Source organism: Microvirga zambiensis WSM3693 (genome assembly GCF_016735695.1).
In the GTDB taxonomy this organism is placed as follows: Bacteria; Pseudomonadota; Alphaproteobacteria; order Rhizobiales; family Beijerinckiaceae; genus Microvirga; species Microvirga zambiensis.
The window spans coordinates 43,239-67,966 of sequence record NZ_JAERQD010000002.1; the positions used below are offsets into that span (position 1 = coordinate 43,239).

At 65.0% G+C, this 24,728-nt stretch carries 21 protein-coding genes and 1 riboswitch; of the genes, 9 read left to right on the plus strand and 12 right to left on the minus strand.

The genetic code is table 11. From position 1 onward, the window contains the following. Positions 1 to 3 precede the first annotated feature (3 nt). From JKL46_RS02255 to JKL46_RS02265, 3 genes are all read right to left on the minus strand, one after another. Positions 4 to 894, minus strand: a complete 891-nt coding sequence (locus JKL46_RS02255; protein ID WP_201829788.1) for an N-acetylmuramic acid 6-phosphate etherase — start codon at positions 892 to 894, stop codon at positions 4 to 6. Between the two features lie 102 nt (positions 895 to 996). After that, positions 997 to 2,022, minus strand: a complete 1,026-nt coding sequence (locus tag JKL46_RS02260; protein ID WP_201829789.1) for a serine hydrolase domain-containing protein — start codon at positions 2,020 to 2,022, stop codon at positions 997 to 999. Positions 2,023 to 2,030: 8 nt separating this feature from the next. Beyond that, positions 2,031 to 3,128, minus strand: coding sequence for an anhydro-N-acetylmuramic acid kinase (locus tag JKL46_RS02265; protein WP_201829790.1), 1,098 nt, complete (start codon positions 3,126 to 3,128; stop codon positions 2,031 to 2,033). Positions 3,129 to 3,271: 143 nt separating this feature from the next. On the opposite strand from JKL46_RS02265, the gene JKL46_RS02270 reads away from it, so the two are divergent. The 4 genes from JKL46_RS02270 (at position 3,272) to JKL46_RS35325 (ending at position 7,046) form a co-directional block, all read left to right on the plus strand. After that, on the plus strand, positions 3,272 to 4,771 hold the full coding sequence (locus JKL46_RS02270; protein ID WP_201829791.1) for an ABC transporter substrate-binding protein: 1,500 nt from the start codon (positions 3,272 to 3,274) through the stop codon (positions 4,769 to 4,771). A gap of 64 nt (positions 4,772 to 4,835) precedes the next feature. Next, the gene (locus JKL46_RS02275; protein WP_201829792.1) at positions 4,836 to 5,783 is read left to right on the plus strand and encodes an ABC transporter permease; all 948 of its coding nucleotides are present in this window, start codon (positions 4,836 to 4,838) and stop codon (positions 5,781 to 5,783) included. Between the two features lie 4 nt (positions 5,784 to 5,787). Then, complete coding sequence (locus JKL46_RS02280) at positions 5,788 to 6,612, plus strand: ABC transporter permease subunit (RefSeq protein ID WP_201829793.1); 825 nt, start codon at positions 5,788 to 5,790, stop codon at positions 6,610 to 6,612. Next, the gene (locus JKL46_RS35325; protein WP_201829794.1) at positions 6,609 to 7,046 is read left to right on the plus strand and encodes a GNAT family N-acetyltransferase; all 438 of its coding nucleotides are present in this window, start codon (positions 6,609 to 6,611) and stop codon (positions 7,044 to 7,046) included. Before JKL46_RS02280 ends, JKL46_RS35325 begins: the two co-directional genes overlap by 4 nt. Positions 7,047 to 7,420: 374 nt before the next feature. On the opposite strand, the gene JKL46_RS02290 is transcribed toward JKL46_RS35325, so the two are convergent. The 5 genes from JKL46_RS02290 to JKL46_RS02310 are packed head-to-tail and all read right to left on the minus strand — an operon-like array spanning position 7,421 to position 12,345. Continuing rightward, complete coding sequence (locus JKL46_RS02290) at positions 7,421 to 8,488, minus strand: Gfo/Idh/MocA family oxidoreductase (protein WP_201829795.1); 1,068 nt, start codon at positions 8,486 to 8,488, stop codon at positions 7,421 to 7,423. A gap of 21 nt (positions 8,489 to 8,509) precedes the next feature. Next, complete coding sequence (gene nagA, locus JKL46_RS02295; RefSeq protein WP_201829796.1) at positions 8,510 to 9,637, minus strand: N-acetylglucosamine-6-phosphate deacetylase; 1,128 nt, start codon at positions 9,635 to 9,637, stop codon at positions 8,510 to 8,512. After that, entirely contained in the window at positions 9,637 to 10,689 is a 1,053-nt protein-coding gene (locus JKL46_RS02300; protein WP_201829797.1) for an SIS domain-containing protein, read from the minus strand. Before JKL46_RS02300 ends, nagA begins: the two co-directional genes overlap by 1 nt. Then, positions 10,682 to 11,467 (minus strand): GntR family transcriptional regulator, encoded by a 786-nt coding sequence (locus tag JKL46_RS02305; RefSeq protein WP_201829798.1) that lies wholly within the window; start codon positions 11,465 to 11,467, stop codon positions 10,682 to 10,684. The genes JKL46_RS02300 and JKL46_RS02305 overlap by 8 nt, the downstream gene beginning before the upstream one ends. Further along, entirely contained in the window at positions 11,464 to 12,345 is an 882-nt protein-coding gene (locus JKL46_RS02310) for a glucosamine kinase nucleotide-binding domain-containing protein (protein ID WP_201829799.1), read from the minus strand. Before JKL46_RS02310 ends, JKL46_RS02305 begins: the two co-directional genes overlap by 4 nt. A 371-nt stretch (positions 12,346 to 12,716) precedes the next feature. Here JKL46_RS02310 and JKL46_RS02315 point away from each other — a divergent pair, with 371 nt between their 5' ends. The 4 genes from JKL46_RS02315 to JKL46_RS02330 all read left to right on the plus strand — a co-directional run bounded on the left by JKL46_RS02315 (position 12,717) and on the right by JKL46_RS02330 (position 16,998). Then, a complete protein-coding gene (locus JKL46_RS02315) occupies positions 12,717 to 14,006 on the plus strand; it encodes an ABC transporter substrate-binding protein (protein ID WP_201829800.1) in 1,290 nt (429 codons plus the stop codon). 73 nt (positions 14,007 to 14,079) lie between these two features. Then, complete coding sequence (locus tag JKL46_RS02320) at positions 14,080 to 15,042, plus strand: carbohydrate ABC transporter permease (RefSeq protein ID WP_210381184.1); 963 nt, start codon at positions 14,080 to 14,082, stop codon at positions 15,040 to 15,042. Positions 15,043 to 15,055: 13 nt separating this feature from the next. After that, positions 15,056 to 15,883 carry a carbohydrate ABC transporter permease gene (locus JKL46_RS02325; RefSeq protein WP_201829801.1) on the plus strand — a complete coding sequence of 276 codons (828 nt, stop codon included), beginning with the start codon at positions 15,056 to 15,058 and terminating at the stop codon, positions 15,881 to 15,883. Positions 15,884 to 15,906: 23 nt separating this feature from the next. Further along, the gene (locus JKL46_RS02330; protein ID WP_201829802.1) at positions 15,907 to 16,998 is read left to right on the plus strand and encodes an ABC transporter ATP-binding protein; all 1,092 of its coding nucleotides are present in this window, start codon (positions 15,907 to 15,909) and stop codon (positions 16,996 to 16,998) included. 345 nt (positions 16,999 to 17,343) lie between these two features. Here the strand turns inward: JKL46_RS02330 and JKL46_RS02335 are convergent, their stop codons facing one another. The 4 genes from JKL46_RS02335 to JKL46_RS02350 all read right to left on the minus strand — a co-directional run bounded on the left by JKL46_RS02335 (position 17,344) and on the right by JKL46_RS02350 (position 23,165). Continuing rightward, positions 17,344 to 18,021, minus strand: coding sequence for a thiamine ABC transporter ATP-binding protein (locus JKL46_RS02335; RefSeq protein ID WP_246529099.1), 678 nt, complete (start codon positions 18,019 to 18,021; stop codon positions 17,344 to 17,346). A gap of 10 nt (positions 18,022 to 18,031) precedes the next feature. Continuing rightward, positions 18,032 to 19,609: an ABC transporter permease subunit gene (locus JKL46_RS02340; RefSeq protein ID WP_201829804.1), complete on the minus strand. Its 1,578-nt coding sequence runs from the start codon at positions 19,607 to 19,609 to the stop codon at positions 18,032 to 18,034. A 6-nt stretch (positions 19,610 to 19,615) separates the two neighbouring features. Next, a complete protein-coding gene (gene thiB / locus JKL46_RS02345) occupies positions 19,616 to 20,620 on the minus strand; it encodes a thiamine ABC transporter substrate binding subunit (protein WP_201829805.1) in 1,005 nt (334 codons plus the stop codon). 70 nt (positions 20,621 to 20,690) lie between these two features. Continuing rightward, positions 20,691 to 20,798, minus strand: a riboswitch (TPP riboswitch). Positions 20,799 to 20,834: 36 nt separating this feature from the next. After that, positions 20,835 to 23,165: a Tex family protein gene (locus JKL46_RS02350; RefSeq protein WP_201829806.1), complete on the minus strand. Its 2,331-nt coding sequence runs from the start codon at positions 23,163 to 23,165 to the stop codon at positions 20,835 to 20,837. 185 nt (positions 23,166 to 23,350) lie between these two features. Here JKL46_RS02350 and JKL46_RS02355 point away from each other — a divergent pair, with 185 nt between their 5' ends. Further along, a complete protein-coding gene (locus tag JKL46_RS02355) occupies positions 23,351 to 24,661 on the plus strand; it encodes an Hsp70 family protein (RefSeq protein ID WP_201829807.1) in 1,311 nt (436 codons plus the stop codon). The last annotated feature ends 67 nt before the right edge of the window (positions 24,662 to 24,728 follow it).

Genomic DNA, 24,728 nt, shown 5'->3' on the forward strand with positions numbered 1-24,728 from the left:
TGGTCAGGAAGACTTGGAGAAGTCTGCCAGGGCTTTGCGCAGATTGCCACCGTTTCGCTCGAGCGCGCCGCGCGCCTCCGAGGGGCTTGCACCGAGAGCGATGAGCACGGCGGTCTTCAGGTCACCGTCCGATTGGCGAATCGCTTCGACGGCGGTGGCGTCGTCGCAATCGGTGATCTGCGACACCATGATCTCGCTGCGGCGGCGCAGCTTGGCGTTCGTCGCGCGCATGTTGACCATCAGGCCGCGATAGACCCGGTCGAGGCGCACCATGATCAGGGTCGAGAGCAGGTTGAGGATGATCTTCTGCGCCGTGCCCGCCTTCATGCGGGTCGAGCCGGCGATCACCTCCTCGCCGGTATCGGCGAGAATCGGGTGAGAGCAGGCCTCCAGAATGGGGGCCTCGGGATTGTTGGAGATGCCGATGGTCTGGGCGCCGCGGGCGCCCGCTTCCTTCAACGCGGCAATCGTGAACGGCGTCCGGCCGCTCGCCGCCACGCCGATCACCACATCGTTCGGGCCGACATTGTTGCTGCGGATCCCCGCGATGCCGTCCTCGACCGAATCCTCGGCGTTTTCCACCGCCTGCATGATCGCCCCGGTGCCGCCGGCGATCAGATAGACCACCCGATCATCGGGCCAGTTGAAGGTGGGCGGCAACTCCGTGCCGTCCTGGACGCCGATGCGGCCGGAGGTGCCGGCACCCGCATAGACGAGCCGTCCGCCCCGGCGCAGGCGACCGACCGCCTCTTCGGCCGCCGCAGCGATGGCGGGGAGCGACGGCCTGACCGCGGCCACCGCTGAGAGCTGGCCCTCATAGAAGGCGGAAAGGATGTCGAGGCTCGGCCAGGTGTCGAGGTCGTGGTAGCGGGTACTGAAATGTTCTGTCGCCATTGTGCCAACTTTCTTCCAGACCAGTATAGGACCAGTTGGTGGCCACAACAATGGCCCGCACAGGCTCGGGCGGGATAAGCAACCGACTTTTTCTCGGCATCCTTAAAGGCGCTGATGCTTGTCGAACAACGCGATCACCTGCTCGCCCGTTGCACGGCGCAAGGGAAGGATCCCGCTATCCGTGTGCCGGCTCGGATGGACGCGGTTGGTGAGCAGCGACCAGGCAAGGCCGCGCTCGAAATCGAGCCATAAACCGGTGCCGGTGAAGCCCGTATGACCGATCGTGTCGGGAGAGCAGGAATCGCCCCCGTGCCAGCCGGGATAGAAGCCTTCGAAGCCCACAGTCCGCTTCTCCGATTCGCGCGTGCGGATCGCCTTGATGGAATCGGACGAGAGGCCGGAGCCGTCGAGCAGCGAATGGGCGTAGTCGAGCACGCCGTCGATGGTGCCGAACAGACCTGCATGGCCCGAGGCGCCGCCGAGCGCATAGGCGTTCTCGTCATGCACTTCGCCCCGGATCACGCGGCCGCGCCAGGTGTCTTTCTCCGTCGCCGCGCAGAGTGCGGGGTCGGGCCGGAACGAAAACCTGTCCGGGAGCGGCTGGTCGATCAGCTTTTGTCCGGTGATGCGCTCGATGGCGATGCCGAGCAGCATGAAGTTGATGTCGGAATAGACCGGTGGGCCCGGCTGCCACACGCGCTGCAGGATGAAGGCGCGCAGGGTCTCGGGATCCTGGCCGTAGGTGTAGAGCGGTTCGACGCCGGGCAGATGCGTCTGATGCGCCAGGCATTGCCGGAAGGTGAGGCGCCGCTCGGCGGCGTTCATGTCGTATTGGCGCAGGTCCGGGATGACCGTGATGAGCGGATCGTCGAGCGCGATCTTGCCCGCCTCGACCAGCCGCAGGATGGCCGTGGTCGTGAAGATGACCTTGGTCAGGGACGCGAGATCGAACCATGTTTCACGGGAAACGGTTTCGCGCTCCGGCACAAGCTGCGCATGGCCGGCCCATTGCACCGCTCGCTCGCCGCTCGCCGTGACGATTCCGAGAACCGCACCAGGAATCCTGCCGTCGCGGATGGACGCGGCGGCGGGCGCGAAGGCGCCGTCGATCAAGGCTGTCATAGACATGATGGACTTTAAGCCGCGCGGTGCAGTTCGCCGCCGGGCATCGGATGCGGCACGCCGGTGGTCGTCGGCAGGCTCAAGGGAAGGCCGAGCGTGGAGCGTACGGCGAGATAGCCGAAGGCCTGCGCCTCCAGGAAATCGCCGTTCCAGCCGACAGCCTCGACCGGTTCGACGGCGACACTCAGCTCCTCGTGCAGGCGCTTCATGAAATGCGCATTGCGGCGCCCGCCGCCGGTGACGAGCCAGCGCTGCGGCGCGCGCGGAACGTGGCGCAGGGCGGCAATGACGGACTGGATCGTGAACTCTGCCAGGGTCGCAGCGCCGTCCGCATCGGAGAGCGCCTCGGCGCCCTTGGCGCGGGCGTGGAAATCCTGGCGGTCAAGGGATTTCGGCGCGGGGCGGTCGAAATACGGGTTGGTCATGAACCCTGCTACGAGCGCCGCATCGGCCTTGCCGGAAGCGGCGAGCTGCCCGTTCTCGTCGAAGCTCAGGCCCCTGCGGCGCAGGACGAAATCGTCGAGGAGGGCGCTCGCGGGTCCGGTGTCGAAGGCGATCACGGTGTCGCCGTCGATATAGGTGACGTTCCCGACACCGCCGAGATTGAGGATCATGACCGGCTGCGTGAGCTTGCTCGCCAAAGCGCGGTGATAGAGCGGCACGAACGGCGCGCCTTCGCCGCCCGAGGCCACGTCCGCATGGCGGAAGCGATACACGGTGTCGATGCCAAGCGCCTCCGCCACCTTTTCGCCTAGGCCGAGCTGGCGCGTGAAGCGCACCTCCGGCCGATGATAGACCGTCTGGCCGTGGAAGCCGACGAGGCTCACGTCCCCGGCCGCAATCCCGGCCCCCGTCATGAAGCGGCGGATGGCGTCGATATGCGCTTCCGTTACCTGCCGCTCGAGGTCCTCCAGCGGCTCGCTCTGCGCCCGCGCCGGCTCGGCGATCAGGGCTTGAAGCGTTTTCCGCAAGCCCTCGGGATAGGAGAAGGTCTGACCCGGTCCGGGCTTCACCACGGTGTCGCCGTCGGTCTCGACGATGGAGACGTCGATGCCGTCCATGGATGTGCCGCTGATCGCGCCGATGGCTTTGACGATGGGGCGTTGCGACATCGTTCTCTCCGGTCCTCTCTGGTTCGGCGCCGACCATAGCATATGCCGCGATCCGGTCCAGAGTGGTATGATATTGGACCATGACAGGTCCACGGCGATAGCCTATAAATCCCCTGCGGCTTCCAAGGGAGAGATAAAAGACAATGGTCAGGTCAGCACTGCGCACCGCTCTCGGTGCAGGTTTCATGGCGGCAATGATGGCCTCAGCCTCGGCTCAGGTTCTCGAGATCGGGGTGGACAACGGCCCCACGGGCCTCGACCCGCACCTCATCACCGCCTTTCCGAGCTTCATGGTGGTGAACGGCAATATCTACGAGGGCCTCACCGCCATCGACAAGGACCTGAAGACCGTTCCCGGCCTCGCCGAATCCTGGACCGTTTCGCCGGACGGCAAGACCTATACCTTCAAGCTGCGCCAGGGCGTGAAATTCCACGACGGCTCCGCCATGGAAGCGGAGGACGTGGTCGCCACGGTCAAGCGCCTGCTGAGCAAGGACATCGCGTCGCCCCTCGCCAGCCGCCTCTCGGCGGTCGACAGCGCCAACGCGGTCGATGCCACGACCGTCGAGCTGAAGCTCAAGGAGCCGTCCGCCGCGCTCCTGAGCTCGCTTGCCACCATCGCCATCGTGCCGAGCGCCATGGAGACGAACAAGGACGCTCTGCAGAAGGCGCCGGTCGGCACGGGTCCCTACAAATTCCAGGAATGGCAGCCGAACGGCTTCATTCTCCTGACCAAGAACGAGGCCTATTGGGACAAGGGCATGCCGAAGCTCGCAGGCCTCAAGTTCAACATCGTGCCTGAATCGGCGACCCGTCAGGTGGGCCTGAGCAACGGCCAATATGCGCTTCTGCCCAATATCGATGCGGCGACCGCGCTGCAGCTCAAGGGCAAGCCGAACGTGAAGCTGTCCGAGACCATGGATCTCGCCTACACGCTGATCGGCATGAACACGTCGAAGCCGCCTTTCGACAATCCGAAGGTGCGCGAGGCGGTGAACTACGCCATCAACCGCCAGGAGATCGTCGATGCGGCGCTCTTCGGTGCGGGCGTGCCCGGCGGCCCGCTCTCGCCGGCCCTGAAATCCTGGGCGCTCAACGTGAACCAGTTCGCCTGCTACAAGCCCGATCCGGCGAAGGCCCAGGCGCTCCTGAAGGAAGCGGGCGTCGCGACGCCGGTCGCCGTGTCGATGAAGGTCCTGCCGCGCCAGGACATCAAGGACATCGCCCAGGTGGTGCAGGAGCAACTCAACAAGGCCGGCTTCAAGGTCGAGCTGGTCAACCAGGAGCAGGGCCAGTTCATCCAGGATTGGCGCAACAGCAACTTCGACATGTTCGCTTCGATCAATGCCGGCCAGCCCGATCCGGACGACTACTTCTATCGCACGTTCCGCACGGGCGGATCGACCAACGTGTTCAAGTATTCGGATGCGGAGATCGACGGCCTGCTCGATCAGGCCCGGACCTTGGCGGATCAGGCTGCGCGCAAGACCGCCTACGACAAGGTGCAGCAGAAGCTCGCCTGCTCGGGCCCGATCGCGCACCTGACCTACGGCACACTGTTCTCGGCCATGAACAGCAAGCTGCAGGGCTTCGACACGATGCCGAACCGCTCGCTGCTGATGCTGCGCAACGCGTCCTACTGATTCCGAATCTCGCCCCGGCGCTGCATTCATGCGGTGCCGGGGCTTTTCTTTAAGAGCGATTTTTATGAACCGCGTCCTCATCGCACGCCTCATCGATCTCGTCATCGTCCTCTTCGGCGTGTCGGTCATCGTGTTCCTGATGATCCGGATGATCCCCGGCGATGCGGTGGCGATCATGCTGGGGGCGAATACCGAGATCACGCCGGAGCGCATGGCGGAGCTCAACCGCCGCGTCGGTCTCGACCGTCCCATCGTCGAGCAATATCTGCTCTGGGCCGGAAATGCGCTGCGCGGCGATTTCGGCACCTCGCTCTGGACCGGCCGTCCCGTCTCGAGCGAAATCCTCCTGCATCTGTGGCCGACGCTGGAGCTCACTTTCCTCGCGCTCCTCATCGGTGCGGTTCTCGCGGTGCCTGTCGGCTGCTTGATGGCGCAGACCCGCGGCGGCGCGGCCGACGTCGCCATGCGCGTGACGGCGATCGCCGGCCTGACGATCCCCTCCTTCTGGCTCGGGATCGTGCTGATTCTGCTGCTCTCGAGTTGGGCGCCCGGCTTCGCTTCGCTCGGCTATGTGCCGTTCTCGGAAGACCCCATCGGCAATCTGCAGCGCATGATGCTGCCCGCCTTCGCGCTGGCGCTGCCGATCCTCGCCAATCTCTCGCGCCTCGTGCGTTCGGCCATGCTCGATGCGTTGGGCCAGGACTACGTCCGCACCGCCCGCGCCAAGGGCCTTGCCGAGCGCAAGGTCGTCTACAAGCACGCCCTGCGCAATGCGCTGATCCCGTTCCTCACCAGCGTCGGCATCATGACCGGTTATCTCCTCGGCGGCGCCATCGTGGTGGAGCAGGTATTCGCCATCCCGGGTCTCGGCCGCCTGATCCTCGGCGCCATCGCCGAGCGCAATTATCCGCTGATCCAGGCCACCATCCTCGTGGTGACGGCTGGCTTCGTTTTCGTGAACTTTCTCGTCGACTTTCTCTACATCGTCGTCGACCCCCGTGTGAGAGCCTAAAGCCGTGTCGCGTCTGGCCAAGAACAAGCTTCTCGCCTTCGCCGTCATCCTGGTGGCGATCCAGATCATCCTCGCCGTCGGCGCGCCTTTGTTCGCGCCCTACGATCCCATGGCGCAGAGCGTCGCAAGACGCCTGCGCGCGCCGTCCGAGCTGAACTGGTTCGGCACCGATCAGCTCGGCCGCGATGTGCTGACCCGTATTCTCTACGGCTATCGCACCTCGCTCATCGCCTGCCTGCTCGCAGTCGGCGTGGCACTTCTCGCCGGCGGGACGCTCGGCCTCGTCGCCGCCTATTACCGCGGCTGGCCCGACCGCATCATCATGCGTTTCATGGATGTGCTGTTCGCCTTCCCGGTCATGCTGCTCGCCATCGGCATCATCGCGGTGCTGGGCCCGCATACCTACAGCGCCGCCGCCGCCATCGCAGTGGTGTATACGCCGATCTTCGCGCGTCTCCTGCGCGGTCCTGCGCTGGTTCTGTGCGAGAGCGAGTACGTGGCAGGCGCCAGGGCCATCGGTGCATCGGACGCGCGCATCATCTTCCTGCACATCCTGCCCAACCTCGCCTCCGTCATCCTGGTGCAGACGAGCCTGCTGCTCTCCGCCGCGATTCTCGTCGAAGCCTCGCTCTCCTTCCTCGGCCTCGGCACGCAGCCTCCGACGCCGTCGCTCGGCCTGATGTTGTCGGAAGGCCGCAACTTCCTCCTGCTCTCGCCCTGGAGCGCGATCTTCGCTGGCTTCGCCATCCTCTTTTTGTCCTTCGGCTTCAATCTTCTCGGCGATGCCCTGCGCGACACCCTCGACCCGCGCCTGCGGGGACAGCCGTGATCGTGCGGCCCGCGCGGTTCGAGGACATTCCGACACTCGCCGCGATTGCCGAGCGCTCCTACCGCGCCGCCTTTGCGGGCATCCTGGAAGAGGAAGTGCTCACCGGCCGGGACGCTGCCTTCTTCTCCGAGCGCTTCGCATCGTCCTGGGAACGCATGCTGGTCGCCCTCGAGAACGATGCGCAGATCGGTTTCCTGCTCATGACGGACGGGCATATCGACATGCTGTTCATGGACCCCGATGCCGGCGGCAAGGGCGTCGGCGCGCGTCTCCTGGCAGAGGCGGAAGCGCGCGGTGCGAAAAGCCTCGAATGCTTTCGCGACAACCACGGCGCCCGCCGCTTCTACGAGCGCTACGGCTGGCGGGTGAAGCGGGAATACGCGCGGGAGTTTGCCGGAAGGGGCCGCAGCTTCGTGTTCTACGAGAAGGGGTGATCTGTCTCACCCCCTCACGTCATCACCGGCCTTGTGCCGGTGATCTCGACGAAGAAGAGCGCCGCGCTTCAAACAATCGGGATGGCCGGGACAGGCCCGGCCATGACACCCACGCCGTCATCCCCGTCCCCGGACTTGATCCGGGGATCATCCCGGGGACCCACGTTTTTGCCCCGCTGTGTTTCCCAAGGCGTGGGTGGCCGCAACAAGTGCGGCCATGACGCGGGAGGGTGTCATCCCCGGCGGCCGCAGGCCGGGAAGGGGATCCACGATCAGGCACGGCGCTGTGGATTCCCTTCCCATCCGATGGCTGCGCCATCTCCTGCCGGGAATGACATTGCTTTTGTCGTGCGCCCTTGACACGGTGGAGTCCTTCAGAGCGAAACGACCCGCCCGGTCCGCACCGCCTCGTCGGCGGCGAGCACGATGCGAAGAGACCGAACCGCATCGTTCATGTGATCCGTCAGATCAAGATCCTCCTGGATCGCGCGCAGGAGGAATCGCTGCTCGCGCTCGCAAAGGGCGTCGTGGTCGGGCTCGTCGGTGGTGCCGATGCGCTCGTCCGCCTTCGCGAAGCTGCCGTCCTCTTTCAGCGCCGCGTGATGCAGCAGGATCTGGTTGGTCTTGGTATGGGCGTTGATGTCGTCGGAGCGGATGTCGCCAGCGGTCTCGGCCATGACGATGCTCACGCTGCCCTTCGGGCCGATCACGTCTTTTACGAAATACGCCGTCTCGCTCATCATCGGCCCCCAGCCGGCCTCGTACCAGCCGACGGACCCGTCATCGAAACTGACGTGGAGATGGCCGTAATTATACATGCCTTCCGGCATATCCTCGGTCAGGCGCGTGCCGACGCCGTGCACCTGCACCGGATTGGCCTTGGTGATCTGGCACATCACGTCGACATAATGCACGCCGCAATCGACGATGGGGGAGAGGGATTGCAGCAGGCGCTTGTGCGCCTCCCAGGCCGCGCCGCTCGATTGCTGATTGAGGTTCATGCGGAAGACATGAGGTGAGCCCAGCGTCCGCGCGATTTCGATGAACTTGATCCAGGACGGATGGTGGCGAAGGATGTAGCCGATGACGAGCTTGCGTCCGGTGCGGATCGCCGTATCGATCACGCGCTCGGCATCCGTCACCGTATCGGCGAGCGGCTTCTCGACGAAGACATGCGCGCCCGCTTCCATGGCACGGATCGCGTAAGGGGCATGCGTGTCCGACCAGGTGTTGATGGAAACGACGTCCGGCTTCGTCGCGGCAAGAGCCTCATCGAAATCGGTAAATCGCGGCGCGTCCTGCAGCGTTGCGGGCAGTTCCATACTCTCGATGCTGCGCGTGCAGAGCCCCGCGATCTCGTATCCGTCGATCCGGCTATAGGCGAGGGCGTGGGACAGGCCCATATTGCCGAGCCCGACCACGAGAACCCTTTGCGCGCTCATCGAACGATCTCCGCTCAGTCGCTATTCCCCACCGATCCAAGTCTGCCGCACCTGCAGGCTGTCGTCGAGCAGCACGAGGTCGGCGCGATAGCCCGGCGCGATGCGGCCGAGTTCGTGATCGAGCCGCAGGAACTGCGCCGGGATCAGCGAGGCCATGCGCAGCACGTCCGGCAGAGCGAGACCGAGGCGCTCGACGCTGTTGCGCACGGCGCTTGCCATGTCGAGGTCGGAGCCGGCGAGCGTGCCGTCCGCCGTGGTAAGCCTGCCGTCCTTGCGATAGATCGTCCGGCCATGCAGGTCGAAGCTTTTGAGATCGGTGCCCGTCACCGACATGGCATCGGTCACCAGCATCATCCGCTCCGTACCCTTGGCGGCAATGGCGACGCGCAACGCCGCATCGCTTACATGGTGGCCGTCGACGATGAGGCCGCACCAGGTGTCCCTGCTGTCGAGCGCGGCGCCGACGGGGCCGGGATCGCGCCCGGCCATGGGCGGCATGGCGTTGAAGAGATGCGTGAAGCCGCGCAGGCCGTGGCGGGTGGCTTCGATCACCGTCTCATAGTCGCTCGCCGTATGGCCGGCGCAGACAAGCACGCCTGCCGCCGCAAGCCGCGCGATGGCATCCATGCCGTTGCGCTCCGGCGCCAGGGTCACGAGGGTCCGTCCCTTCGCAAGCGAGGTCATGATGGCGATGTCCTCATCCTCCATCGGACGCATGAAGGCGGGATTGTGCACGCCCTTGCGCTCGGGACTGATGAAGGGGCCTTCGAGATGGATGCCGAGCACACCGGGAATGCCGGCATCGAGCGCTGCGCGCATCACCTCGACCGCCTCGGCCATCGTCTCGCGGGTATCAGTGATGAGGGTCGGCAGCAGGCCTGTCGTGCCAAAGGTGCGGTGCGCCTCGGCGATGGTTTTGATGCCCTCGACGCTGCGCAAGTCGTTGTAGAGCACGCCGCCGCCACCATTGACCTGCGTATCGATGAAGCCGGGAGCGAGAAGCCCCTGCAAGGCCCGGCGCTCGATGCCGGTGCCGAGATCCTTTTCCGCAGGCACGCCGCGGATGCGGCCGTTCTCGATGACGACGGCGCGGCCGTCGAGCATGTGCGATCCGTCGAAGATGCGGGCACCGGTCAGGGCAATGGCCATCACAGGGTCTCCGTCACCTTGCGCAGGCGCGGAGGATTGTCCGGATTGCGTCCGCGGCCCAAGGCAGTGGCGTTCACGAGGGGATAGAAGCTCTGGATGAGAGCGATCGGGGCGAGATAGGGATGTACGTCCTCGACCGAGGGCAATGTCACGCTGGCCTTGCCTTCCGCCGCTCCGGCGACGATGACCGGAACGCCCTGCTCGTTGAGCTTGGTCACGAGATCGTTGACGCCGCTCAGGGTCTCGTCGCGCTGGCTGAGCACGAGGATCGGGAAGTGGTCGCCGGCCAGCGTCCATGGGCCGTGCATCAGCTCGGCGGCGCTCATCGCCTCCGCATGGATGCCCGAGGTTTCTTTCAGCTTGAGCGCGGCCTCCTGCGCGACGGCGAAGCCGACGCCGCGGCCGACGACGAACAGGTTGTCGGCCTCCGTCAGGACGGGAACAGCCGCCGACCAGTCGGTTGCGGAGGCGCGTGCCAGCACGTCGGGCAGGGTATCGAGCGCATCGAGCAGGTCTTGGTCCTGCGACCAATGGGCGACGAGCTGGAAGCCGGCGGCGAGAGCGGCGATGAAGGACTTGGTGGCGGCGACACTCTTCTCCTGGCCCGCATGCAGCGGCAGCACGAACTCGCAGGTGGAGGCGAGCGGCGAGGAGGTGTCGTTCAGAAGGGCGACGGTCAGCGCGCCGTCGTCGCGCCCGGCTTGGGCGAGATTGAGGATATCGGGGCTGCGGCCCGATTGCGACACGGCGAGGAAGAGCGCGTCGCGCATGCGCGGGCGTGCCTCGTAGACGGAGGTCACGGAAGGGCCGACGGAGGCGGTGACGAGGCCGGAATGGATCTCGAGCAGGTATTTGACGAAGGTCGCCGCATTGTCCGAGCTGCCGCGCGCGCAGGTGACGGCAAACGGCGGCGGAGATGCGCGCAGGCGCTCGCCGAGCTCGCGGCACAGGTGCGCGTTCCTCTCGATGAGGCGCGCGACGACTTCAGGTGCTTCCTGCGCCTCGCGCAGCATGGCGGTCAGGGTGGAGGCAGTGTCGTTCTTGTCAGGCATCGTCGTTTTGCATCCGTTCGGGCTGGCTGATGGTCAGCTCGGCCACGAAATCATAGGCATCGCCCCGGTAATAGGACGAGGTGAACTCGACCACTTCGCCCCCGGCGGTGAAGGAGCGGCGCTCGATGTACAAAGCCGGGCTCTTGGGCGCAACGCCGAGCAGGGAAGCCTGTTCCTCGCTCAGGAGAACCGCGTGCAGCCGTTGCAGGGCGCGGGTCGGCATGAAGCCCTGATCGTGCAGCACCGCATAGAGCGATTGCTTCACGAGCGAAGGGTCGGGCAGCACACGGGACGGCACGACGGCATTCTCGATCGCCATCGGGATGCCGTTCGCCAGGCGCAGGCGGTTGACGCGGCTCACCAGATCGCCGGGCGAGAGACCGAGCGCCATGAGTTCGTCGGTGGAGGCGGGGCCGGTCGACTGGCTCAGCATGACGGCGGAGGATTTCAGGCCTCTCGCCGACATGTCGTCGGTAAAGCTCGACAGGCGCGAGAGCGGCTGTTCGAGCCGCATCTGCGGCGCGATGAAGGTGCCGGACCCCCACCGCTGCACGAGGACGCCTTTCTGCACGAGGCCCGTGATCGCCTTGCGGACGGTGACGCGCGAGATGCCGAGCTGCTTGGCGAGATCGCGCTCGCCGGGAAGCGCCGCATCGGCCTTGAGCGCGCCCTTGCGCACCGCCTCCTCAATGGATTGCTGCAGCTGCAGATAAAGCGGCGTGGGATTGCCCTCGTCGAGAGGCAGGAAGGCCAGCGCCTCGCCGGATTGATCGGTCATGGCTGCCTTCCCTGGAGCGCGAGGCGGGCGAGAAGGATGGCGCCGTCGACCGCATCCGCGAGAGGTGTGGTGATGGTCTTCTGGACGGGCGGCGGCAGCCAGGGCCGGAGCGGCTCCGCCAGGCCGCCGAAGAGGCAGATCGCCGGCGCGCCGAGGTCGAGCAGGCGCAGGGCGATCGCCCCCAATCCGTCGGCAGCCTGCGAGACGATCGCGACGGCGAGCGGATCGCGCTTTTCGGCATGGTCGAGGACGAGCGGCGCGTAGCGTCCGTAATCCGCCGGACGGGCCTTGCCGACCCAGTCGACCAGGATTTCGAGGTCGTTGTTGAACTCGGCCAGAATCGCATCCGAGAGCGGCGTCGAGGGGCTGCGTCCGTCATGGGCCCAGATGCAGCGCCGCAGCAATTCGCGCCCGATGGCGGCACCGCTGCCCTCATCCGAAATCTCGTAGCCCCAGCCACCGACATAATGACAATCGCCGCTGGTACCGCCATAGCCGCAGGAGCCCGTGCCGATGATCAGGATCGCTCCGTCGCCGCCGTTGAAGGCGCCGAGCCAGGCGGTGTGGGCGTCCGTCTCGATGTCGAAGGACGCAAACGGATGCGCGCGCGACAGGAGACGATCCACGGCAGAGGTCTGTCCTGCGCCGGCCGCACCCATGCCGGCGTGGATTCGCTCGAGATCGCTCTCGGGGAGACCGGCCTGCGCGAGAGCTTCGCGGCATGCGCCTAGTATCGAGTTCCAGACCAGATCGGGATCGAGGCGGATGTTCGACGGCCCGCCGGTTCCCTCGCCGAGCAACCGGCCTTCGGCATTGCGCAGGCGGGCCCGGCATTTGGTGCCGCCGCCGTCGATGCCAAGGAACATAAGGTCGGTCATATCGGAATGGATCTCGCGGGCTCTCTTAACGGACAGGCACCATGCCACTTAATATCCAGTTCGGGAAGAGGTGGCGGCCGAGAATACCCAGATGCCTCGGCGAGCGGGCCGCTCGCACAGCGCGGCAAGAGCGCAAGAATTTGCGACGACGAAGGCGGTAAATCCTCCTGCGCTACCGTCAAAGACCAGTTGTCTTTGAATTTTGTCGATACCAATATGAGGTCACTTGTCCGGAAAGCTTTCCGGTGGAACAGTCTGGCTCGTCCGCTGCGAAGCACAAGAATGCAACAGAAAATGCACGGGACAATCAGAGGGACAGTTTCTCAAGGGGCGTTATCCCAAACGCCTCTCCGCTAGGGAGGAAAGAGACGATGACGAAACTCCATTCGGAAGCAGCCTTGCGCCGCGCAGGACGGCTGCTCGCGACCGCCTCGGTGGCCGCGGCGGCTTTTGCTTTCGCCAATGCCGCCTCGGCCCAGACGCTCACCATCGAAAGCTGGCGCAACGACGATGCGGACGTCTGGAACACAAAGATCATCCCCGCCTTCAACAAGAAGCATCCCGACATCAAGGTTCAGTTCAAGGCCGATCCGCCGACCGAATACAACGCCGCCCTGAACGCGCGCCTTGCCGGCGGCACCGCAGGCGACCTCATCACCTGCCGTCCCTTCGATACCTCCCTCGACATGTTCAAGAAGGGCAACCTGGTTTCCGTCAACGACGTGAAGGGCATCGAGAACTTTTCCGACGTGGCGAAGAGTGCCTGGTCGACCGATGACGGCAAGACCACCTTCTGCATGCCGATGGCCTCGGTGATCCACGGCTTCGTCTACAACAAGGAGATCTTCGACGAGCTCAAGCTCACGCCGCCGAAGACGCTTGCCGAGTTCCACGCGGTGCTCGACAAGATCAAGGCGGACGGCAAGTACACCCCGCTCGCCATGGGCACGGCCGATCAGTGGGAGGCCGCCACCATGGGCTTCCAGAATATCGGCGTGAACTACTGGAAGGGCGAGGAGGGCCGCAAGGCGCTCATCGACGGCAAGCAGAAATTCACCGATCCGGCCTATGTTGACGTGTTCAAGGAGCTGGCGACCTGGGCGCCCTACATGGGCGACGGCTACAAGGCCCAAAAGTATCCCGATACGCAGAACCTCTTCACGCTCGGCCGCGCGGCGATCTATCCGGCCGGCTCCTGGGACGTGCCGATCTTCCGCAAGCAGGCCGATTTCGAGTTCGACGCCTTCGCTCCGCCGGTCGCGAAGGCCGGCGACAAGTGCTACATCAGCGACCACACGGATATCGCGATCGGCATCAATGCCAAGTCGAAGAACGCGGACGCCGCCAAGACCTTTCTCTCGTGGGTGGCTTCGCCCGAATTCGCCGACATCTACGCCAACGAGCTGCCGGGCTTCTTCCCGCTCTCCAAGGACAAGGTCACGGTGAAGGATCCGGTTGCGGCCAAGTTCGTCGGCTGGCGCGGCACCTGCGAAAGCTCGATCCGCAACTCCTATCAGATCCTCGCCCGCGGCACGCCGAACCTCGAGACCGAGCTCTGGAACGTGAGCGCCCAGGTGATGAACGGCGCCATGAAGCCGGAGGAGGCGGCCAAGAAGGTGGAGGACGGCCTCGCCAGCTGGTACGAGCCGCACAAGAAGTAAGCGCTGAAACGTTGAGGCGGGCCGCTCGTGCAGGGCGGTCCGCTCTTCCCGAACTCATCGGTTTTAGGTCAGCATGACGGATCTCACGGCCACGAGCGTGCAGCGGGCGGATGCGGTTCCTGTCCGTGCGCGCTTTCCGGTTCACATCGCGGTGTTCCTGGCGCCGGCGCTCGCGATCTATACCCTGTTCTCGATCTATCCGCTGATCGACACGATACGCCTCAGCCTCTATGCCGGCGACGAGACCGGCGCGCGTAGCTTCGTAGGCTTCCAGAATTTCCAGACGCTCCTGGGCGACCCGAACTGGTCGGGCCATTTCTGGAACGCCCTTCGCAACAACCTGATCTTCTTCGCCATCCACATGGTGGTGCAGAACGGCATCGGCTTAGGCCTCGCCATGCTGCTCAGCCTCCCTCGGCTGGCGGGAGGAAGCGTCTACCGCACGCTCATCTTCCTGCCGACCATGCTCTCGGTGGTCATCATCGGCTTCATCTGGCAGCTGATCCTCAATCCACTCTGGGGCATCGCACCGAGCCTTCTGAAGGCCGTGGGTCTGGGAAGCCTCTTCGGACCCTGGCTCGGCCAGGAATCGACGGCCTTGCTGACAGTCTCCCTCATCTCCGTCTGGCAGTTCGTCGGCATTCCGATGATGCTGATCTATGCGGCACTCCTCAACATTCCCGACGACCTGCTCGATGCGGCGACCGTCGACGGTGCGGGACCCTTCAGCGTGTTCTGGTTCGTGCGCCTGCCGCTGATCCTGCCGACGCTAGGCGTGGTGTCGATCCTCACCTTCGTCGCCAATTTCAACGCCTTCGACCTCATCTATGCGATCAAGGGCGCGTTGGCGGGACCGAATTTCTCCACCGACATCCTGGGCACCTTCTTCTATCGCACCTTCTTCGGCTTCCAGCTCCAGGTCGGTTCTCCGACCATGGGAGCGGCGGTGGCGACAGCCATGCTGATCATCATTCTGATCGGCGTGCTGATCTATCTCTTCGGCGTGCAGCGGCGGCTGCAGCGGCATACCTTCTAGGGGAGGCGGGAGCATGAATGTCAGGCCCGGCCGCATCGCCGTCCATATCGGGCTCATCCTCTACACGATCCTGGCGCTCGGCCCGATCGTTCTCATCCTGATCAACGCCTTCAAGACGCGCCGGGCGATCTTTGCAGATCCGCTAGGGCTCCCCAACGGCCAGACCTTCACCAGTATCGGCTTCGACCGGGTCTTCGCCAATGCGGATTTCGGGCTCTACTTCTTCAACAGCCTCACGGTGACGATCGTCTCCCTGGTCCTGATCGTGCTCATCGGCGCCATGGCCGCCTGGGCGCTGACCGAGTACAAGTTTCCCGGCAACACCCTGATCGGCCTTTATCTTGCCATCGGCATCATGGTGCCGATCCGGTTGGGCAGCGTCAGCATCCTGCGCATGATGGTGGAGCTGAACCTCGTCAACACGCTGACCGCGCTGATCCTCGTCTATGTGGCGCAAGGGCTGCCGCTCGCGATTCTCATCCTCGGCGAGTTCATTCAGCAGATCCCGAAGGATCTGCGCGATGCCGCCCGCTGCGACGGGGTGAGCGAATACCGGATCTTCTTCAGCATCATCCTGCCGCTGATCAGCCCCGCCATCGCGACGGTTGCGGTCTTCACCATGGTGCCGGTCTGGAACGATCTCTGGTTCCCGCTGATCCTGGCACCGGGCGACGGCAAGCAGACGATCACCCTCGGCGTGCAGCAATTCATCGGGCAATACGTGACCGACTGGAATGCGGTGCTTGCCTCGCTGACGCTGGCGATCGCGCCGGTCCTCGTGCTCTACCTCCTCTTCTCGCGCTATCTCGTGCGCGGCCTCACCGCCGGTGCCGTGAAGTGATGTCTCGCTCCAGGAAGTGAATGATGGCCGACGTTTCCCTGCAAGGTGTTGCCAAGTCCTTTGGAGCGACCGAGATCCTGCGCGACATCAACTTGGCGGTGAAGGACGGCGAGTTCGTCGTCTTCGTCGGCCCCTCGGGCTGCGGCAAGTCCACGTTGCTGCGCATCATCGCAGGCCTGGAAAATGTCAGCGGCGGCGAGATCAGGATCGGCGACAAACGCGTCAACGAGCTGCCGCCGGCTGACCGCAAGATCGCGATGGTGTTCCAGTCCTATGCGCTCTACCCGCATATGAACGTCTACAAGAACATGGCCTTCGGCCTGAAATTCGCCAAGACCAACAAGGCGGAGGTCGACCGGCGCGTGCGGCAGGCGGCGGAGATCCTGAAACTCACTCCGCTCCTCGACCGCAAGCCGCGGGAATTGTCGGGCGGCCAGCGCCAGCGCGTCGCTATCGGCCGCGCCATCGTGCGCAACCCGAGCGTCTTCCTGTTCGACGAACCGCTCTCGAATCTCGATGCGGCGCTTCGCGTCAACACGCGCCTCGAGATCGCCAAGCTGCACCGGGATCTCGGCGCCACGATGATCTACGTCACCCACGATCAGGTCGAGGCCATGACGCTCGCCTCCAAGATCGTGGTGATGAACCACGGCCGGATCGAGCAGGTCGGCGCGCCGCTGGAGCTCTACCGCCATCCGCGCAACCTCTTCGTCGCCGGCTTCATCGGCTCGCCGCGCATGAATTTCATCAAGGGGCAGGTTCTGCGGGTGGAAGGGAATATAGCCACCATCGGATTTGCAGGGACGGAAGCACCGCTTGCGGTGAGGCCCGCCAGCCTGAAACCGGGAGACGCCGTCACGGTGGGCATCAGGCCCGAGCACATGGAAGAGGGCGGAGACGATGCCGCTTCGCTGCGCGGCACCATCGATGCTGTGGAGCAGCTCGGCGAGTCGAGTTATGTCTACATGAGGCTTGCGAGCGGCGACGACGTGATCGTCCGTGCACCGGGCGAGACCGATGCGGCGCCGGGCGGGTCGTACACCGCCCATGTGCCGCGCAAGGCGTTGCATGTGTTCGACGCGGAAGGTGTCTCGGTTCTGGCGGAGCGGGGATGACATCTGCGCTGTCATTCCGGGGCGCCGAAGGCGAGCCCGGAAACCATAAACACCACAGCCCAAAGCGAGGCCCTCGGCCTTACACGCTTTCCTGCGCTGTCAGCGGTTATGGCTTCCCGGCTCCGCTACGCGGCCCCGGAATGACAGCGCGTGACACCCACCACGTCATGGCCGGCCCTGTGCCGGCCATCCACGTTTTGTCCCTCCTTAGTCCTCATCCTGAGGAGCAGAAGACGTCTGCGTCTCGAAGGAGCATCCAGAGAGCACTGGAACCTCCTTCGAGGCGGTCGCTACGCGGCCTCCTCAGGATGAGGACTCTGTAAAGTGTTGGGCGTTACAGGCCGGTCACGAATCCGACACGGCCGCCGCGATCCTCGGCGCGAGTGCGCTGCCGAGAATGTCCGTGGGTCGTCCCGACGCCACCACCCGTCCGTCGGCCACGAACGCCATCTGATCGGCCATGTCGGCCGCATCCTCCGGCGTGTGGATCGTCATGAGGATGGTGACGGGGCGCCTGCGCCGCATCTCGTCGACGAGCAGGATCATGTCGCGGCGCAAGGCTGGATCGAGGCTGCTGAACGGCTCGTCGAGGAGGATCAATGGACGGCCCGAGACGAGCGCACGCGCCAGCGCCACGCGCTGACGCTGCCCGCCCGACATCTCGCCGGGCCTGCGCTCGTCGAAGCCCTTGAGCCCGACCGAGTCGAGCGCCTCGGCCGCGAGCGACTGCTCGTCCCGCGTCAGGCGTAAGGACGGGCGCAACCCGAGCGCCACGTTCTGCGCTGCGCTTAAATGAGGAAACAGGTTGTGGTCCTGGAACACGATTGCCGCGGGGCGCTTCGCCGGCTCGAGCGGCAGGAGGTCCTGCCCGTTGAAGGTCAGGGCGCCGCTCTCGGGCCGCTCGAACCCGGCGATCATGTGCAGCAGGGTCGTCTTGCCGCCGCCCGAGGGCCCGATGACGGCGCAGAGATTTCCCGTCTCGACCGTGAGCGAGTAATCGGCCGTGAAATCCGGCCAGGTCAAGCGGCAATTCTCAATCACCAGCATGGGACAGACGACCTGACGCGTGAGCGAGAAGGACGGCGAAGAGGACGATGACGAGGCCGATGCTCGATGCCTCGTCGAGCCGGTAGGCGCCGAGACGCTCGTAGAGCAGATAGGGCAGGGTCACCAGTTCCGTGCCGCCGAAAAGGGCGATGATGCCGAAATCACCGAACGACAAGGCCATGGCAAGCACGAAGCCCGCGGCGAGCGGGCGCTTGAGCACCGGCCAGTCCATGATCGCCAGCTTCGACCAGCCGGTGAGGCCGAGCGATGCCGCGACGCGGCCGTAGCGCTCCTCGGTCGTGAGGAGATGGGGCGCCACATAGCGATAGGCGAAGGGCACGGCCGCGAGCCCGTTGATCAGCGGCAGAAGGATGAGGCCTGCCCGCGACGGATCGCCGAAGCGCTGGATCAGCAGAAAAAGGCCCGCGGTGAGCGCGAAGGGCGGCACGGCGAGAAGCGCGTCGGGCAGGAGATCGTAGAAGCTCGCGATGCGCGGCGAGCGCAGCACGAGGCGCTGCCGCCGGGCGGCGGAGGCGAGCGCGAAGGCGAGGGCGCATGCGAGCACGGCGGCTGCGGTCGCAATGGTCAGGCTCGTGAGGAAGGCGCGCAGAAGATCGGCATCGATCACAGCGAGAATGGAGCGGAAGCCCGTCAGCACGCTGAAGGCGAGCGGCGCGATGAAGAGGGCGCTGACAAGGAGCACGACAGCATCGAGAATCTTGAGCCCCTTGTTCTTCGCATCGGGGCGATGAACGAGGTTGCGGATCGTGTGGCCGACGGGCGGCCGGGTGAAGGCCCAGTGCAGAAGGGTGGTCATCGACAGGCAGATCGCGAGCTGGATCAGGGCGAGCCAGGCGACGCGGCCGAAATCGAGATCGATCTTCAGCGCCTCGAAGATCGCCACTTCGAGGGTCGAGCGGCTTGGGCCCCCGCCCAAGGCCAGCACGATGGCGAAGCTCTTGAAGCACATGAGGAAGATGAGCCCGGCGATGCCGGGCATCTCGCCACGCAGCACCGGCCAGTCGAGATGGCGGAAGATCTGGAAGGGCGTGAAGCCGAAGGCGGTGGCGAGGCGCCAATGCTCGGCCGGAACCTGGTTCAATCCGTCGAGCGTGATCCGCGCGACGAAGGGGCCGTTCAGGAACACATGCGCGATCAGGATGCCGGGATAGCCGAAGATGCTGAAACCGCCTTTCCACCCGAGAAACGCGAGAAGCTCGGCGAGCCATCCGCTGCGGCCGTAGACGGCAAAGACCGCAAAGACCGCGACGATGGTCGGCATCACCATCGTGGTGCCGAGAATCGCGAGCACGATATCGCGGCCGGGGAACCTGCGGCGCGCCAGCGCCAGCGCGAGGCCGATGCCGAGTGCGATCGACAGCAATGTCGAGAGAAGGGCTTGCGTGATCGAGAAGGCGAGCACCTGGCCGAGATAGGGGCCGATGGAAAGAAGCGCCGGCGTCCCTCCATCGAAGCCGGCAAGAGCGATGAAGCCGCCGGCAACCAGACTCACGATGGCCAAAGCCACCAGGGTTCCGGGATGGGGCAGCCTCAGCGTCAGCATCGGCGATCAGCGTGCCGTGGCGTTGAGCCAGGCATCGGTGAAGGCGCGGCGGTTCTGCTGCACGTCCTCAGGGCTGAAGAGCAGCGCCTGGCTCGGCTGCACCAGATCCTTGAACGCGGCCGGCAGGCCGGCAGCGGGGGGCTTCGCCGGCATCATCCAGTTGCCCTCGGGCATCGCCGACTGGAACGGCTCGCTGAGGATGAAGGCCATGAATTTTTTGGCGAGTTCCGGCTGCTTCGTCGTGCGCGTCATGCCGGCGAGCTCCACGTGGAGGTAATGGCCCTCCGCGAAGGCGGCGGCCTTGTAGTTGTCCTTCTTCTCCGCGATCACGTGATAGGCCGGCGAAGTGGTGTAGGACATCACCATGTCGGCCTCGCCCTTGAGAAAGAGGCCATAGGCCTCCGACCAGCCCTTGGTGAAGGTGACGATGCGGGGCTTGAGCTTACCCCAGGCCTCGCCGGCCTTGTCGCCATAGACCTTCTGCATCCACAGCAGCAGGCCGAGGCCCGGCGCGCTGGTGCGCGGGTCCTGCAGCACTACTTTCGGACCATTGGGATTGTCGACCAGCTCCTTCAGGCTTTTGGGCGGGTTGGCGAGCTTGTTGGAATCGTAGACGAAGGCGTAGTAGCCCCAGTCGAACGGGATGAAGGTGTTGTCACTCCATCTGATAGGAAGTGCCAGATCCTTCTCATCCACGCCATGCGGCGCGAAGAGGTTGAGGGCCTTCGCCTCGGCCACGAGATTCATGTCGAGCCCGACGACCGCATCGGCCTTGGTGTTCTCGCCCTCCAGGCGCAGCCGCCCGAGCAGGCTGCCCGCATCCTCGGCGGAAACCCAAGTCAGCTCGCAGCCGCAGGTCGCCTCGAAGCGCTCCTTGACGGTCTTGCCGGGGCCGTATTTTCCGGAAAACGAGGAGTAGGTATAGACGGTGAGCGTCGGCTTGGTCTGCGCCTGGGCAAGGCCGGTGGCGAGCCCGAGCGACACGAGGGTGAGAAGCAATCGGCGTAGCATCTTAAGGGCGCTCCCATGCATGAGGCAGGCCGGTTGGGCGGCGCAGATCGCACGGGGCATGGCTTTTGTGGCGATGTCGCATGCTCATTCCCTCCGCCGGCATGACCCGGATCAGGTTCGACGGGTCGGTGGCCTGACCACCTCTCAGCCTCGGCATGAGGCTCCCCGTGAGACATGTTGCTTCTAGAGCAGTTCAGAGGCGGCTACAAGCCGCCTACTTCCGACCACCCTTGTCCATGCCGGCCCGGCGCAGGGCATCGGCGAGGGCGCCGCCCGAGGAGGCCGGCGGCGCCGGCTTCCTCTCGGCCTGAGCCCGGTGCTTCTGGAACGCCGTCCGGTTGTCGTCCTGGCGCCCGGCCGGACGCTTCTCGGCCGGGTCGCTCATGCGCATCGAGAGCGAGATGCGCTTCCTCGGAACGTCGACCTCGAGCACCTTCACCTTCACGATGTCGCCCGGCTTCACGACCGTGCGCGGATCCTTCACGAAGGTGTCGGCGAGGGCGGAGATATGCACGAGCCCGTCCTGGTGCACGCCCACATCAACGAAGGCGCCGAACGCCGCCACGTTGGTGACGACGCCTTCCAGCATCATGCCAGGCTTCAAATCGCCGATCTTCTCCACGCCTTCCATGAAAGTGGCGGTCTTGAATTCGGGGCGCGGATCGCGGCCAGGCTTTTCCAGCTCGCCCAGGATGTCCTTCACCGTCGGCACGCCGAATTTTTCGTCCGTGAAGTTTTGCGGATTGAGCTTCTTCAGGACATTGCCGTTGCCGATCACCAGCTTGATGTCGCCCTTCGTGGCTTCGAGAATGCGGCGCACGACCGGGTAGGCCTCAGGATGGACGCCGGAGGCATCGAGCGGGTCGTCGCCGTTCGCGATGCGCAGGAAGCCCGCCGCCTGCTCGAAGGTTTTCGGACCCAGGCCCGAGACCTTGGTCAGGGCCTTGCGAGTCTTGAACGGGCCGTTGGCGTCGCGATGGGTCACGATGTTCTGCGCAACCCAATCACCGAGGCCGGAGACGCGGGCGAGCAGCGGAGCGGAGGCGGTGTTGAGATCGACGCCGACCGCGTTCACGCAATCCTCCACCACCGCGTCGAGGGAGCGGGAAAGCTTGTACTCGGCGAGATCGTGCTGGTACTGGCCGACGCCGATGGACTTCGGGTCGATCTTCACCAGTTCGGCGAGCGGATCCTGCAGGCGGCGCGCGATGGAGACGGCGCCGCGCAAGGACACGTCGAGATCCGGCAGTTCCTGGCTGGCGAAGGCGGAAGCCGAATAGACCGAGGCGCCGGCCTCCGACACCATGATCTTGGTGAGCGTCAGGTCCGGGTGTTTCGAGACCAGCTCGGCGGCGAGCTTGTCCGTCTCGCGCGAGGCGGTGCCGTTGCCGATGGCGACGAGCTCGACCTTATGAACCCGGCAGAGCCGCGCCAGCGTGGCGATGGATTCATCCCATTGGCGCTTCGGCTCGTGCGGGTAGATGGTATCGGTTGCCACAACCTTGCCAGTTGCATCCACCACCGCCACCTTCACGCCGGTGCGGAAGCCCGGATCGAGGCCGAGGGTCGGGCGAGCGCCGGCGGGAGCGGCGAGCAGCAGGTCGCGCAGATTGCCTGCGAAGACCTTGACCGCCTCATCCTCGGCGAGCTGCCAGAGCTTCATCTTCATGTCGAGCTCGATCGAGAAGCGCAGCTTGGTGCGCCAGGCCCAGCGCACCGTGTCGAGCAGCCACTTGTCGCCCGGGCGGCCCCGATCGGCGATGTTGAAAGCGAGCGCTGTCCTGCCCTCGTAGCGGCTGACATAGCCCGACTCGGCGCTGTCCTTGTCCTCGTCCATCCGCAGGTCGAGAATCTCTTCCTTCTCGCCGCGGAAAAGTGCGAGGATGCGGTGAGAGGGGAGCTTGGTCAGCGGTTCGGCAAAGTCGAAGTAGTCGGCGAATTTCGCGCCGTCGTTCTGCTTGCCGTCGCGCACCTTGGAGGTGAGGCTGCCGCGCTCCCAATAGGTTTCGCGCAAAGATCCCAGCAGCTCCGCGTTCTCGGCGAAACGCTCGACCAGGATGGACCGCGCACCTTCCAGGGCGGCCTCCGGAGTGGCGATGTCCTTCTCCGCATTCACGAAGGCGGCCGCAGCCTCCTTCGGCTCGCGGGCCGGCTCGGCGAGGAGCAGGTCGGCCAGAGGCTCGAGACCCGCCTCCTTGGCGATCTGCGCCTTGGTGCGGCGCTTAGGCTTGTAGGGCAGGTAGAGATCTTCGAGCCGCGCCTTGGTGTCGGCGGTGTTGAGCTGGAGCGCCAGCTCGTCGGTGAGCTTGCCCTGCTCGCGGACGCTGTCGAGGATCGTCTTGCGCCGGTCCTCCAGCTCGCGCAGGTAGCGCAGCCGCTCCTCAAGGGTGCGCAGCTGGGCATCGTCGAGGGTGCCGGTGACTTCCTTGCGGTAGCGCGCGATGAAGGGAACGGTGGAACCGCTATCGAGCAGATCGACGGCCGCCTTGACCTGCCATTCCTGAACACTCAGTTCGTTCGCGATGCGCTGACCGATGGATAGCATGAAAGTCTCCGAGACAACGTAAGGCGCGGCTTCTACGGTGCCGGACACCCACCGGTCAACGGGCCCTCCACAGCGGTAGGGTCGCAGTGTCGTAAGGGAATATCGACTCATCCGACATTTCCGCTTGGCTTGGAGGGGCTTGGCGTATAGACCGTCCGGCCCTTCGCCTGTCCCTCGAGGTCGCCATGCCCCCGTCTCACGATCTGTCCATCGGCATCGATTTCGGCACCAGCAACACGGTTGTTGCCATCGCGGACCCGAACGGGCGCGTGGAAGCGCTGACCTTCGCCCATGGCGGCGAGAGCCTGAAGGTCTATGTGACGGCCCTATGCTTCTGGGACGAGCGGCACGGCAATGGCTTGCGCACCCATGTCGAGGGCGGGCCCTGGGCCATCGACCAGTTCCTGGAGGGGCTCCACGCCCACCGGTTCATCCAGTCCTTCAAGACCTTCGCGGCGAGCGCCACCTTCAAGGAGACCCGGATCTTCCGCGAACGCTACGGCTTCGAGGATCTGCTGAGCGCTTTCCTGCGCACCCTCATGCGCCATGGCGGCTCGCGCCTCGATTGGGGCGCCCGCAACGTCGTCGTCGGCAGGCCGGTGCAGTTCGCCGGCTACAACCCGGACGACGATCTCGCCATGCAGCGCTACCGGGCCGCCTTCGGCCGACTCGGGGCGGAGCATGCCCGCTATGTCTACGAGCCGGTTGGGGCGGCTTTCTTCTATGCTCGGCAGCTCGATCGCGATTCCACCGTGCTCGTGGCGGATTTCGGCGGCGGCACCAGCGACTTCTCGGTGATGCGCTTTTCCAAGGCTGGCGGCGCGCTGCGGGCCGAGCCCCTGGGCCATTCGGGCATCGGTCTTGCCGGCGATGCCTTCGATTACCGGATCGTCGACAAGGTCGTCTCACCCCGCCTCGGCAAGGGCGGGCAATATCGCTCGATGGGCAAGATCCTTTCCATCCCGAACCACTACTACGCCAATTTCGCGCGCTGGAATCAGCTCGCCATGATGAAGGGCAGCGGCGATCTGAAGGAGCTGCGCGAGCTCGCCCGCACGGCGCTCGAGCCCGTGCCGCTGGAAAAGTTCATCGACATCATCGAATACGATCTGGGTTTTGCGCTCTATCGCGCCGTGTCCTCGACGAAAGTGGCGCTGTCGAGCCAGGACGAGACCGATTTCCGCTTTGAAGGAGAGGGCGTCGATATTCAGGCACGGATCACCCGGGCCGATTTCGAGAGCTGGATCGCCGAGGATGTCGGCCGGATCGCGAACACGGTGGACGAGGCGCTCGCCAAGGCCGGAGTAAAGCCGGAGGAAATCGAGCGCGTGTTCCTGACCGGCGGCACCTCCTTCGTGCCGGCCATCCGCAATCTCTTCGTGGATCGATTCGGCGAGAACCGCCTGACCTCGGCGGACCAGTTCGAATCGATCGCCTATGGATTGGCGCTGATCGGCCAGACGGAGGCCCCGGAGCGCTGGGTGGTCACGAATTAGGCTGAATTTAAAATAAAATTACGCTTGCCGCGTGGTGACAAAGGGTTTTATTTCGCAGTGCAGCAAA